Origin of the sequence: Desulfobacula sp. (genome assembly GCF_030145145.1) — a bacterium.
GTDB lineage: Bacteria > Desulfobacterota > Desulfobacteria > Desulfobacterales > Desulfobacteraceae > Desulfobacula.
This window is the reverse complement of sequence record NZ_JAQYWD010000006.1, coordinates 124,317-137,223: the sequence shown is the minus strand read 5'-3', so window position 1 is coordinate 137,223 and position 12,907 is coordinate 124,317. Positions and strand designations below refer to the sequence as shown.

Below are 12,907 nucleotides of genomic sequence, written 5' to 3'. Positions count from 1 at the left end.
CTTACCGAGACAGGAACAAGGGTATTTCCGCGGAATGAATCAATTCAAGCACCGTATCCCCCAGCAGGCTCCGCTTGATGATGTTCCGGGAACTGTTCCCCATGACGATCAGATCAACCTGATGATCCCTGGCATAGGGTATCAGGTCCGACCGCGGGTTTCCCTCGGCCAGATCGGTTTTGACGTCAAAGCCATAGGCCTGGCAGAAATCCGATGCTTTGTTCAGGAGGAACGGATCTGATTCCTTTTGATGTTTGAAGTGAACCATGCGGAGATTCACCCCGGGCCATGGGTTCAGATGAAGATAATCACGAATGGCTTTTGCTGATTCCATGGAACCGCTTAACGCCATCAGCACGGTCTTTATGGGATGGTAATTTTCAGCCACGGCCAGAATGGGCCTGACACCCTGGTGCAGCAGTTTAATAATGGCCTTGTCCGGATCCGCGACAAATCCGTATTCAAAAATACTGCGAAGTCCAAAAATAGTTAGATCGTTGAACCGTGCTTCCCCAATCATGGTCTCGAAGGTGTCCCCTTCTTCATACTGGATCCGCCGGCAGACCACCTGGTTGTTACTGCAGTGTTCCTTGAACAGGGATATGGCGTGTTCAGTACCCTCCCGGGTGACCTTGAGCTTCTTTTCCCGCATCCGCTGGGCATAGACATCCGCTCCCACAGGTACCGGACCCACATTGTCCAGTTTACTGGTATCCACGATGGTTACGCCCGTCAGCTGTGCCTGGTGAATATTCCCCAGTTCCGTGGCACATTGGGTAGCCACTGCTGTGAATGGGGTACCGCCCAGTCCGACTAAAATTCGTTTGATCATAATTCCCATCTCCTCTGAGGCTCAGTATTATTGTGGAATAATGTATCATTCGCTTTTCGAAAAGATATACTTAAAATATTTTATATCCCCGAAAGAGTCAAGAGTAGACTTGAACCCTTCACAATTCGACATTGTTGAGTTTACAATAATCCATATACTCGCACACATGGTCAGCAAAACCAACACCTGCTTCTCCGTATAAATTGTAACCGGCATCAGGGCAGACGGTTCGGTGGGCCGTATAAAAAGGAAAGGGGCGGCTCCAGCGATTATCTGCTGGTGCCTTCCCTTTTTTTACGATTAAAAGCGGTTATCTAGTTTTCAACGTTGTGGCATCCGCCACATTTGACCGGTGCCTTGCTTTCGGCGGGTGCCGGCTTGCCGGCTTCCATATTAATTTTTGTCAATCGCTTTTCCTGTTTTTTAAGGTCTTTGTGGCACTGGTAACAAACTTTGTGATATGCGGTCAGATAATATTGAACGTTAACCGGATCATTTATATCACCAGTGCTTTCATCCGGCAGGGCCTGGTCATGGCAGTCAGCCGTCATGCAGCCTTCTATTTCACTGTCACCATCCCAGTCATGATGGCAGGTCTGGCATTCCTGGTCAAAGTGACGTCCGTGGGGAAAATTGACTGCCAGGCGTTTGGTATAAGCCTCTTCAGGTGCTGAAAGGATCATGTCACCCAAGGGCAGGGTAAAAGACTCAATGGCGTATTCATTTTCCGGTATTGTATTCGTATGACACCCTGCGCATTCAACCGGCGCGGCCGCTTCCTTAGGATTTTTTCTTTCTTTTTCACTGAGTTGTTCCCGATGACATCCGCGGCAGGCTTTGTGATACGCACCTGTAATTGACATAACCTTTTTGCCCTTGGACGGTGTTGCCGTTGGCGGAGAGGGCATCAATTTTTCATGACAGCCGGAAGTCATACAGCCTTGAATCGGGCTGACACGATCCCAGTTGTGATGACAGTCTATGCAGGAATACGGCAGGTGAGTGGAATGAGAAAAACTGACTGGTTCTTTTTTGGTCGTAAAGTGAGAGGGAACTGTTATGGTAATATCTTTTACCGGAACCTCTATGGAACTTATTGGTTCCCGGGCAATTAATAAAGAAGTATTCGCTAAAAGCATTACAAGGGTGATAATAATTAATAAGACGCTCCGTTTCATTTTTTTCTCCAATCAAAAATTAATTATGGCCAAATAATAAGTTATTCAAATCAAATTATCAGGCATCATATATAATTTTAATATTTATTTAAAGAAATACTTGACACTTCCTTAGAACAAAAAAAATCGATCAATGAAAGGCTCATTCTGGCAGATCTCCACTGGATATAACCATCGGGCAAAATTTTGACACAAGCTTTTTGGGGATTCCTGTTCCGGTGTAAAGATAAATATCCTTGATTTTGCCATGGCGCAAAGGATATGGATAAAAACACGATTCAAGGCACACTGAAAATTAATATTGCGTTTTAAGTGACCCCCCCTTTAAAAAAAGGAAAGGATAAATTATGAAACTGGTTGCCATTTCGTCAAGTCCTGTGAAATCAGGTAATAATGAACATCTAACATCCCACATGGTCAAAACAGCAGAGCAGCTTGGATGTGAGGCAGAACAGTTTAACCTGTATCAAATGAGTATTAAACCCTGTATTCACTGCAATGCGTGTATCAGCAAACAAAAAGAAAACAAATACTGTGCCCTGGATGATGATGCCCAGATAATTTTTAAGGCTGCTGAAAACTGTGACATATTGTTGCTGGCAAGTCCTGTTTATCATATGCGGACCAATGCCCAGATGGCAGCGCTGATGGATCGGATGCGGGTCTTTATATTTGGAAACATCTCTGCCGGAAAGATGGAAAATAAAATAGGGATAAGCGCTGCCGTGGCCTGGAAACGTCATGGCGGTTTTGAAACCACGCATCTGTCACATATGTATATGTTTTATAATCTGGATATGCTGCCTGTTGGATGCCATCATTCCATCAGCCCTCTTGGTGCTTCTGCTGTTTCCAGTCATCATGGCCACGGACAATTTCAAAAAGATATCCGGGTAGGCGTAAAGGATGATAAGGCCGGGCTTAAATCAGGAGAGATGCTGGTAAAAAGAGCTTTGGATGTCGCCAAAACAATGCAAAAATAAAGCGCCTGGTTTTATCTGGCAGCAGGACGATTGGTCCCCTTTTTCTTATGACTCAACTTTCGGGGTTGGCCATTTCTGCCTGGGGTCAGGCTTTCTTTATGGCACTTTTTACCCGTATGGTCATCAAATAATGATAAAAAGCATGGCGCCTGATAAAAGATTCAGCCGCCAATAAAAAAAGCCTGACCCCGTCCATTAAAGCTGAAGACCAGTTGAATTATGACAAAAAAAAGGAGGAGGAACATGAAGACAATCTGTACGGTATTGATATGTATCCTGTTGATATTTAACTTTTCAACTGTTATGGCCATTCCCCTTGAAAAAACATTTACCGATGAGACATATGGTTATCAAATTCAATATCCGGCAAAATGGAAAGCCCGTATATATCGTTCCGGCATTGTTATCGCTGAAATTAACAGTCCGACAGAAACTGCCGGATTTCAAATTCGATTTACCAAGTCTGATAAATCCCATGCTGAATACAAACGCACATATATAGCAAAATACAAAAAAGATCTGAATGCCATATTGATAAACCAAAAAGAACGAAAAATAAACGGGATGGCGGCGGTTGAATATAATTTAAAGGGCGGCCGGAATGGAACATTCTATTTGAAAAGTTATATAATCTTTAAAAATCACAGTGATAATATATTTATTATTCAGGCAGGAAGCCCATTCAGCCAAATGGGTGAAACAGATCTATTGTTCAGTCTGATGGCAGAATCATTCCGGATTTATGATTAACGCTTACGCCAAGGAAAATTCAGTTGTTTTATTTAAATTTTTTTCCCATGCCCCCTGGACCTATTCACTGGATCGCAAACTTGTGTATCAACCGTCCATTCTTAAATAGCAGACCAAATCAATTATTGGCAAGACTGGGAAGACTATGCTATCCTGCTTTACAAATGCCGGGTGCACGGAATCCGCACCATGGATAAACACGTTTCGGAATTTTCCCCGACACTGCCCCTGACATAAAAGGAACGGTGTTGATGACCGAAACGATCCGATAAATCAAACGATTAAACCAGGAGGTGTCACGTTGAAAGATGGCAATTGCCCCAAATGTGGTTCAGGTGAAGTTTATTCCGGTGCTGACCTTCTTTTGAAAGGAGGACCCTTTGCCAGTAATTCCATTCCGGTCAGCCTTACCAGCCTTGCCCCCATGGACAATTATGTCTGTGTCAACTGCGGGTATGTGGAGCGCTATATCTCAGAGCCGTCCAAGCTCAAGGAGATCTCTAAAAAATGGGATAAGGCAGCATCTGACAAAAATGACGAGCAATCCGGAGAATGAAACTGCTTAAATTGAGTTTAAATTTAAGGCTCCTTTGGCGGCTTTTTACCATTATCAGGGTCATGGTCTGGTTCGGTGTGAAAGATACTGCATCCCTCATGATCAGGCCGGTTAAGCGTCTTCTCCGATTACCTGAAAAAGACAGCCCGGTTCTGGAGACCGAATTTCCCTCCCCTGGGATGATCCGTCTTGCCATGGAAAAACTGGGCCCCAGTTTTATTAAGCTCGGACAATTGCTCAGCACCCGGGATGATCTTTTGCCCCCGGAATATGTCAGCGAGTTTAAAAAACTCCAGGACCAGGTCCCCCCCCTGCCCCTGGAGGTGATTGCCCGGGTGCTGGAGAGGGAACTGGGTCGACCCTTGAAGCAGATTTTCAAAACCTTTGCCCCGGAGGCCATTGCAGCAGCCTCCGTCGCTCAGGTTCACGAAGCCTGGCTTTTTTCCGGAGAAAAGGTGGCCGTAAAGGTAATCCGGCCGGATATCACGCCTGTTATCCGCAAAGATATCCGCCTGATGTACTATATGGCAGGGAAACTGGAAAAATGGTTTGAGGCCGGGCGGATACTGGGTGCGGTCAATTTGGTGAAAGAGTTCGAACGGACGATCTTTAATGAACTGGACATGTTTGTTGAGGCGGGAAATATCGAAAAATTCGCGGATAATTTCAAAGACACCCCCACCATGCATATCTGCAAGGTATACCGGGAATTTACGACACGGTCCATCCTGGTGATGGAATTTATAGAGGGATTCAAGGTGGACCAGGTGGCGGACATAATATCCCATGGTATCGACCCGAAGGAAATTGCCCGGATCGGTCTGCAGTCATTTTCCCGCCAGCTGATGGAATTCGGTTTCTTTCATGCAGATCCCCATCCCGGTAACACCATCGTCATGTTTGACGGCCGGGTAAGTATTATCGATTTCGGACTTGTAAGCTATCTGGATGATGAAATGATGGGGCAACTGGCCAATTTGTGTCTTGGTTTTGCAGACCACGACTTTGACCTGGTGATGGTGGCGCTCCAGGATATGGAATTCTTCGACAAAAAAAGAATCCATCAAAAGGCGTTCAGATCTGACCTGAAGGACATCAGCGAACCGTTTTACGGACGATCCCTGACCACCATCTCTGTCAAGGAAGTCTATGACAAGGTGATGCAGCTGGTTCGAAAACATCGGCTCACCATACCCAGAAAGGTTCTTTTGATTCTGAAAACCTTTGTTCAAAACGAAGCCATCGGCAAAAAACTGGGCAGCAATACCAGCATTCTCAAGGTTGCCAGGCCCTATGCCGAAAGTGTGTTCAGAAAGCGCATGGCGCCTGAAAGGCTGGTGAAAGATATCGGCAAAGAAGCAAAAATGGCAGCCGGCTACTTACGGAGCATGCCAAATCACCTCAATAAAATCCTTGAGAATGCAGCCGAGGGGAACTTTTCCATAAAGGTGAAACACACGACTGCCGATAAGCTTCATCAAACCCTGGAAAAAGGGCTCAACCGGATGGTCGTGGGCCTCATTGTCGCAGCGTCAACCATTGCAGCGTCCATGATTCTCAACTCCTCCCAAACCGTGATGGAAATCGATCTGCCTGTTTTTGGACTTGCCGGGGTTCCCCTTACTGCCCTCCTTGGCGTGACCGGGTATGTTATCGCCACATTTCTCGGGCTCTGGCTCATCGTTTCCATACTGAAATCAGGCCGGCTGTAACTATTATTTTCTTTAAAAAAATAACCTCTTGAGTCTTGTGTGAGGCCCAGTTTTACAGGTTTTGAAATTGCTTACGAAGAGATGACTCAGGTCACGCTTCGGGAATCTGTGGCAGACATGACCCAACGATTCTGAAAAACAGGCAGAAATTCACACTTGTGATTCTTCATCTGAAATCATATAATATCGTTTTTAATTTAAAATAGATGGTCTGACTTTGATATAAAGGGGTGTATATGATCAATGATCTGATGGTTGCAATCACAGTACTCGCAAACGGATATGATGTGAACATTACAGTTAACGGCAGGGATATTGGTATTACGGGAGGAAAATCCGAATCACTGAAACTTTTTGGTGAAAATCATTCAATGGTTCCGGTGTTACCTGAAGATATGAAAAAACTGGTCTGTTTAAAAAAAGGGGCCAATGAGATCTTTTTTAAATTCAGATGCCGGGATATCGAATCCAAGTCTGACTTGATCATTGAATTAAAAACCAAAGAGCAATTTGTGACCGACGAGTGTCTGATCTCTTTGAAAGAACATCTGGATCTTGGAAAAGAAAACACCGTTCATAAAACATTCACTCTACCCATAGCGACGTTATGATTGCCCAGTGACTGCAGGCGTTAAAAAAAGCGCCTGCATCCTGATCGTTTGCCCCTTGAGGATGATGCCCCTTAACCCGTCATTGCAACCGGATGAATCATGAAATTGATAGTAAACGTCATCTGCTGCGGTATTTTAGGCTATGGCCTTATTCTGGTGATATTCTATTTTTTCCAGGAAAAATTTTTATTTTTCCCGGGTGAAACCCCTTTTGGGGATTGTCCTGAAATGGAAAAGCGCGATATCAGGGCCGAAAATTCAGGCGGTCTCCGGTATTATCTTCAAGCGAAACCCAAGCCGGATAACTGGATTCTTGTATTTCACGGGAATGCGGGGAATGCCTGTGACAGAACGTATTTTTCGGACCTGCTAAAGGCGTTTAATTCCAATCTGGTCCTGTTTGAATATCCGGGGTACGGCAAGGATGCCAACACGCCAAAGGAATCTTTGATCCTGGAACAGGCCCATGCGTTGATCCTTCATATCAAAGGAAAAAATCCTGACCGTCTGCCCATCTATCTGATGGGTGAATCTTTGGGGACCGGGGTGGCAACCTTCACGGCATCCCGCACAGATGTCAACGGTTTGATTCTCATTTCCCCATATACCTCCATCGCACGGCTTGCCCGGCATCACTATCCATGGGTTCCGGTAAAATATCTATTAAAACATCCATTTCCGGCAGACATCTGGGCCGGCCGGACAAGGGCACCGGTTCTCCTGTTCCATGGTATCAATGATGATATCATTCCTGTTGCGTTTGCCCGGCAGCAGGTGTTGAATTTCAAAGGGGAAACAACCCTGGTTGAACTGCCGGACTGCGGACACAATGATATCATTGGTCTGGCTGGAAATCGTATTCAAAAAGAACTGCATGATTTTATGTCCAACAAAGAAAAAAAGAAGCACTGATCAACAGACTTTCAAAGATGCGGAGGTAAAACAATGGCAAACATCGTTATCTGTGCAGATGGCACATGGAATCGCCCGGAAGAAGATATTGAAAAGAATTTTCCAACCAATGTACTGAAACTTGCCCGTGCCGTCAAACCTTCTGCCGACGGTGTCAAGCAGCATGTTTTTTATGACTGGGGGCTGGGTTCTTATCACAACAGTGTAAGTGCGGGTGCAACCGGTCGTGGCATCCATAAGAACATCCTGGATGGGTATCGCTATATCGTTCAGAATTATGATCCCAATGACCATATTTATTTGTTTGGTTTTAGCAGAGGCGCTTACACCGTAAGGGCATTGAGTGGTCTGATGAACAACTGTGGTATTTTGAAAAGACCCGATGCCAACCTTATTTCCAAAGCCTGGGGAATCTACAAAAGTCCGTTGGCGAAAAATCGACCCAACGAAGATGCGTCCCGGCTTTTTCGAGACGTCTATTGTCATTCTTCCAGGAAGGTACATTTTGTGGGTGTCTGGGACACGGTCGGCGCACTGGGAATCCCCTTTAGTCTGATGGGGCTGTTCGAGAGCCATGATGAATTTTATGACACCAAAATGGGTTCAAATGTCTCTATCGGCCGACACGCATTGGCAATTGATGAAAAAAGAGAAGATTTTGAACCAACGGTTTGGACGCCTAAGCCGGAGATGGATCTGAAACAAGTCTGGTTTGCGGGAGTTCATTCAGATATTGGCGGTTCGTACCCGCCTGACAAACAAACAGGGATCAGCGCATCAGATACACCGCTCAGATGGATGCTGGACGAAGCGACAAGTGCAGGATTAAAAATTGAGCCTCATATAAGAGACTCCCTGACAGACGGCACAAAGGGAAAACTTCACAAATCACGCAAGCATGTGTACCGATTGAAATCCCCCTTGCACCGGCCATTGATGATTGATGGCAAGCCCACTAAGATTCATCCCAGTGTCAAATCTCGTTATTTAGCCGACACCAGCTACCGTCCACCAAGACTGAAAAAACTCGTTGATCAATTCGGCTGGGACAATATAGATGTGGGGCAATGATATTTGGCCCTGAAAAAATCTCTATACGCAATTTAATCATTCGATGAATGGGGGGAAGATTCGTGCAAAGGATATGGACGCATTCATGCGACCACCGGGCTGTCTCATTGAAGGACACGCCCTCCTATTTTTCTTAACCCACTGAAATAAAATAACATTCAATTTTTATATAAAAATGGCACAAACCTTGCTTTTATCCTTATTTATTTAGAAAAATCGTTAATTTTAAAATTTTCAGGAGACGTATATGACAAAGGTCGCAATTATTCGATGTGAAAAAAATGAAAACAACTGCCCCATGACCAATTGTTTCAAAACAATGATGGAAACCACAGAAGGATTTGCCAGGTATGACACCTGTGAACCGGCAGGGGTTTTCACCTGCAGATGTCCCGGGGATAATGCAGTGAACCATGCCAAAATTTTAAAATCAAAGGGAGCAGAGGTAATTCACTGGTGCACCTGCAGCTTTGCTAAGAAAACACCCGCCGGCTGGGATGATAAAAATGGTGGCTTTTGTGATCACCTGGAGTCCATTGCACAAAAGGTGACCAAAGAGAGCGGCCTGCCCTGTGTCCTGGGAACGGCCCATCTGCCAAAGGGGTATTCCCCTGAAATCATCTCGCAGGATTAACATCGCCTAACCCGGTTATTGAATTACTGAACACAGGTATTATTATTGGGGTAATTGTATCAAAGAAAATAGCCAATAACGGTCGGCATTTTTCAAATAACCTGGAGATGATCCCAGAAAAATGAACCCACCAGAGCATACAGCAAAAGGGAGATAAAGGAATGCAACGAGATTTTCAGCTGAACCGGCTCAACCAGAGCCCGGATAAATTATGGGATATTGTCGTCATCGGCGGCGGAGCAACAGGCCTTGGCATTGCTGTTGATGCTGCTTCAAGGGGATATCGGACCGTGCTTCTGGAACAATCAGATTTCGCCAAAGGGACATCCAGCAGGAGTACAAAACTGGTTCACGGCGGTGTCCGCTACCTTGCCCAGGGAGACGTCTCCCTGGTGCTGGAAGCGTTGCACGAGCGGGGATTGCTGCGCAGGAACGCCCCCCATCTTGTAAAAAACCAGGCCTTTATCATCCCGAACTACGACTGGTGGGAAGGACCGTTTTACAATATCGGCATGAAGGTCTATGACATGATGGCAGGCCGGCTGGGACTGGGGCCATCGGAAAAAATTTCCAGGGAAGAGACCCTGGAAGCCATACCCAACCTGGATGAAAAGCACTTGAACGGGGGTGTCATCTATTATGACGGCCAGTTTGATGACAGCCGGCTGGCCGTCAACCTGGCACAAACCGCCGTGGAAAATGAAGCGATTGTCCTCAATTACATGCGGGTCACAGGTCTTCTCAAAGACAGCAGCAACCTTGTCTGCGGTGTTGAAGCCGTGGACACTGAATCCGGAGAACCGGTTACCGTCCGCTCCCGCGTGGTCATTAATGCCACCGGCGTGTTTGTTGATACGATTCTTTCCATGGATGATGCCGGGGCTGAGGCCCTGGTGAGGCCGAGCCAGGGCATCCACTTTGTTCTGGACAAATCGTTTCTCCAGGGCGACTCTGCCATCATGATTCCAAAAACATCGGACGGACGGGTCCTGTTCGCAGTTCCCTGGCATGACAAAGTGGTGGTCGGGACCACGGATACCCCACTGGCGATAAAAGATATCTGTCTTGAGCCTAGAGCCCTGGCAGAAGAAATCGAGTTTATACTGACAACAGCAGCCCAGTATCTTAAAAAAGATCCCCGGAAAAGCGATGTGCTCAGTGTATTTGCCGGGCTGAGACCCCTGGCTGCCCAGCAGGACAGCCAGCGCCAGAGCACCAAGGAAATTTCCCGAAGTCACCGGCTCATGGTCTCCTTATCCGGCCTGATTACCATTACCGGGGGCAAATGGACCACTTACAGGAAAATGGCCGAAGACACGGTCAACAAGGCATGGATGGTGGGAGGACTGCCGAAAAGAAAGTGTGTCACCGAGTCCATGCCCATCCACGGGTATGTTAAAAATACCCATTTCGATTCTCCCGGTTATTTTTACGGCTCGGACCGGATCCATATCAACGCCATGATCCAGACCGAGCCGAGCCTGGGTCAACTGCTGCATCCGGATTATGAATATAACCGGGCCCAGGTGGTCTGGGCTGTCCGCAATGAAATGGCTCGGACCGTGGAAGACTTTTTGTCCCGAAGAATCAGGATGCTCCTGCTCGATGCCCGGGCCAGCATGGCCATGGCCCCGGAAGTGGCGAATATCATGGCCCGGGAACTGAAACGCGGCCCAGCGTGGATACGGTCCCAGCTGGCAGACTATCAGGCGCTGGCCCAGGGGTACATTTTAAGCTGACCCCCCGCAGTCAATCCGATCATTTTTGAACGGTCTTCAACACGTCATCAATAATGTGTTTCGACACCGTATCTGCTGCAATGGCACATTGATATGCCATGCTGGTATTGATAATCTGCCCACCGGTCATCACACCAACCGCATACATTTTATCTGAGGCTGAAATGGTTTGCCCGGGACCTTTGGTCATGACACGGTAGGTGTCAGGATCAATCCATACGCCACCAGGGTTGTGCTGTTCTGCCGGCAAAGAAGGATCTTGATTTTCAAGGAGCACAAGCCCGGAGGATATCATCTGTTTCGCCAGTTTTGAAGGATTGGTCTGATACGCGAGAGACTGTCCCCTTGCATCGACAACAAACGGATACCTTTTTTTCACTGGTTTACCGGCCGCATCCGGATAACAGAATTCAAACCCTTGATCATCTGTAATGGGGTTCAGTTCGTAGTGAGCAGACAATTTTTCAACCTTTAAAACGCCGGATGTCATTAATGCCAGCAATTTTTTCGCATTTAACAGCGGGATAACAGCGGCATGGGCCATAAATATGGATTTATAGTGTTTCTCGAACCGTTTACGCTGTGAGGCGGTTAAATTTAAATAGGCCTTTTTGATCACCGGTATTGACTGGAACAAAATAGTTTGCCATAAAATGTCGCCGCCGGGATTATCCCCATTTTCAGCATCTTGAATATTCGCCAGGAGCATGGACACTGCATTTTTTCCGGTGGCAATGACCTGTTTCCAGTTTATGGAAGCATCATATGCAAGGGCCAATTCTTTTTGCAGCAGCGAGAACAGATCTTCCAGGACTAACCGTTTCGCTTTCCTTTCTACCAAACGATTGATCTGCTGAACAGAAAAAAATTGATTTTGATAGTGTCCTGTTTTGCCCCGGACCCTCGGCAAAATACCGGTTCTCGAATACATGGTCGCCGTTCTGGAATGATGGGCGGGTATAAAGGTTAATCGGCCATTGGTTTGCCATTCAAACCTGCCGTCGGAAAAAAGGGTTAAGACTGTATCTATTGCACTCAAACTGGTTCCAATAATGGCAACCCGTGAGCCTTGGGGAATTTCCTCGATCAGTCGGTTCGCCGGCCAGGGGGAATCAAAATACCCTATTTGCTGATGTTGTGTGATCCAGTGTCCGGTGGCCAGGATGATCCGTTCACTCATAAAGGCGTTCACCGTATGGGTGTTTTTATCAATCGTTTCTATTGAAAAGCCATTGTCTTTGGAATGTATCCCGGTCACCGTGCACTGGGTATGCAAAGACACCGAGATCCCTTCATTTGCTGCCATTCGGAGGGCACCGTCAAATCGATCTTTAAGGTATTCCCCCATGATCATCCGGGGCAGACACTGGCCGTATAACAGATCAATCCCATTCTCCGTAAACCACTGGTCCAGTTCTGGATATTTTAACTTCAGGTCGATGTGATGTTTCCTGAGCCAATCTGTAAAATCAGTGTTACACGATGCAACAATACTCATTTCCCGGCCAGGCATATTGCTGATATGAAAAGGGTATATCTGGTCTTTGGCATAGGGAAAACCAGGACCCGGCTGCCGGCTTTGGTCAAGGATCAGCAGGCTGATTCCAGGAGATGTCCTTTTCGTTTTCGCCTTACGACACGTCATGTTTCGAACAAATTGATAGACCAGAGAGGTCCCAGTCAAACCGCATCCAATAACGGCCAGGGTATGCATATGGCCCCCTTGTGTTTAATCTCTTTTGTTTACAGTGATTTCAGTAACAGATCGACACCCTTTCATATTATGGTTTTTTGTATACCATGGCCCTTTTTTTTAAACAAGAAAAGACCCGCGTATTTTTCCCCGGCTCTTCGTCCAGCCCTTTGCTGACACGCCGCCCAACGGCAAAAAAGCAACCAGGCGATACCGGGGATAAAAATTGACATATC

At 46.4% G+C, this 12,907-nt stretch carries 12 protein-coding genes; 9 read left to right on the top strand and 3 right to left on the bottom strand.

Annotation, left to right across the window (positions count from 1 at the left end; genetic code table 11):
* Window position 1 precedes the first annotated feature (1 nt).
* Window positions 2–832 (bottom strand): universal stress protein, encoded by an 831-nt coding sequence (locus Q1Q15_RS04835; RefSeq protein WP_300457249.1) that lies wholly within the window; start codon window positions 830–832, stop codon window positions 2–4.
* Between the two features lie 314 nt (window positions 833–1,146).
* A complete protein-coding gene (locus Q1Q15_RS04830) occupies window positions 1,147–2,010 on the bottom strand; it encodes a cytochrome c3 family protein (RefSeq protein WP_300457247.1) in 864 nt (287 codons plus the stop codon).
* 347 nt (window positions 2,011–2,357) lie between these two features.
* Between Q1Q15_RS04830 and Q1Q15_RS04825 the strand changes: the two genes are divergently transcribed.
* The 9 genes from Q1Q15_RS04825 (at window position 2,358) to Q1Q15_RS04785 (ending at window position 10,978) form a co-directional block, all read left to right on the top strand.
* Window positions 2,358–2,993 carry a flavodoxin family protein gene (locus tag Q1Q15_RS04825; protein WP_300457245.1) on the top strand — a complete coding sequence of 212 codons (636 nt, stop codon included), beginning with the start codon at window positions 2,358–2,360 and terminating at the stop codon, window positions 2,991–2,993.
* A 243-nt stretch (window positions 2,994–3,236) separates the two neighbouring features.
* Entirely contained in the window at window positions 3,237–3,743 is a 507-nt protein-coding gene (locus Q1Q15_RS04820; protein ID WP_300457244.1) for a PsbP-related protein, read from the top strand.
* Window positions 3,744–4,044: 301 nt separating this feature from the next.
* The gene (locus Q1Q15_RS04815) at window positions 4,045–4,299 is read left to right on the top strand and encodes a hypothetical protein (protein ID WP_300457242.1); all 255 of its coding nucleotides are present in this window, start codon (window positions 4,045–4,047) and stop codon (window positions 4,297–4,299) included.
* Window positions 4,296–6,011 carry an AarF/ABC1/UbiB kinase family protein gene (locus Q1Q15_RS04810; RefSeq protein ID WP_300457240.1) on the top strand — a complete coding sequence of 572 codons (1,716 nt, stop codon included), beginning with the start codon at window positions 4,296–4,298 and terminating at the stop codon, window positions 6,009–6,011. The genes Q1Q15_RS04815 and Q1Q15_RS04810 overlap by 4 nt, the downstream gene beginning before the upstream one ends.
* A gap of 236 nt (window positions 6,012–6,247) precedes the next feature.
* Complete coding sequence (locus tag Q1Q15_RS04805) at window positions 6,248–6,622, top strand: hypothetical protein (protein WP_300457239.1); 375 nt, start codon at window positions 6,248–6,250, stop codon at window positions 6,620–6,622.
* 99 nt (window positions 6,623–6,721) lie between these two features.
* Window positions 6,722–7,534, top strand: coding sequence for an alpha/beta hydrolase (locus tag Q1Q15_RS04800; protein ID WP_300457237.1), 813 nt, complete (start codon window positions 6,722–6,724; stop codon window positions 7,532–7,534).
* Window positions 7,535–7,567: 33 nt separating this feature from the next.
* Window positions 7,568–8,605: a DUF2235 domain-containing protein gene (locus Q1Q15_RS04795; RefSeq protein WP_300457236.1), complete on the top strand. Its 1,038-nt coding sequence runs from the start codon at window positions 7,568–7,570 to the stop codon at window positions 8,603–8,605.
* A 247-nt stretch (window positions 8,606–8,852) separates the two neighbouring features.
* A complete protein-coding gene (locus Q1Q15_RS04790) occupies window positions 8,853–9,239 on the top strand; it encodes a CGGC domain-containing protein (RefSeq protein WP_300457234.1) in 387 nt (128 codons plus the stop codon).
* A 161-nt stretch (window positions 9,240–9,400) separates the two neighbouring features.
* Complete coding sequence (locus Q1Q15_RS04785; protein ID WP_300457232.1) at window positions 9,401–10,978, top strand: glycerol-3-phosphate dehydrogenase/oxidase; 1,578 nt, start codon at window positions 9,401–9,403, stop codon at window positions 10,976–10,978.
* 19 nt (window positions 10,979–10,997) lie between these two features.
* Here the strand turns inward: Q1Q15_RS04785 and Q1Q15_RS04780 are convergent, their stop codons facing one another.
* Window positions 10,998–12,692, bottom strand: coding sequence for an FAD/NAD(P)-binding protein (locus tag Q1Q15_RS04780; RefSeq protein ID WP_300457230.1), 1,695 nt, complete (start codon window positions 12,690–12,692; stop codon window positions 10,998–11,000).
* Window positions 12,693–12,907 lie beyond the last annotated feature (215 nt).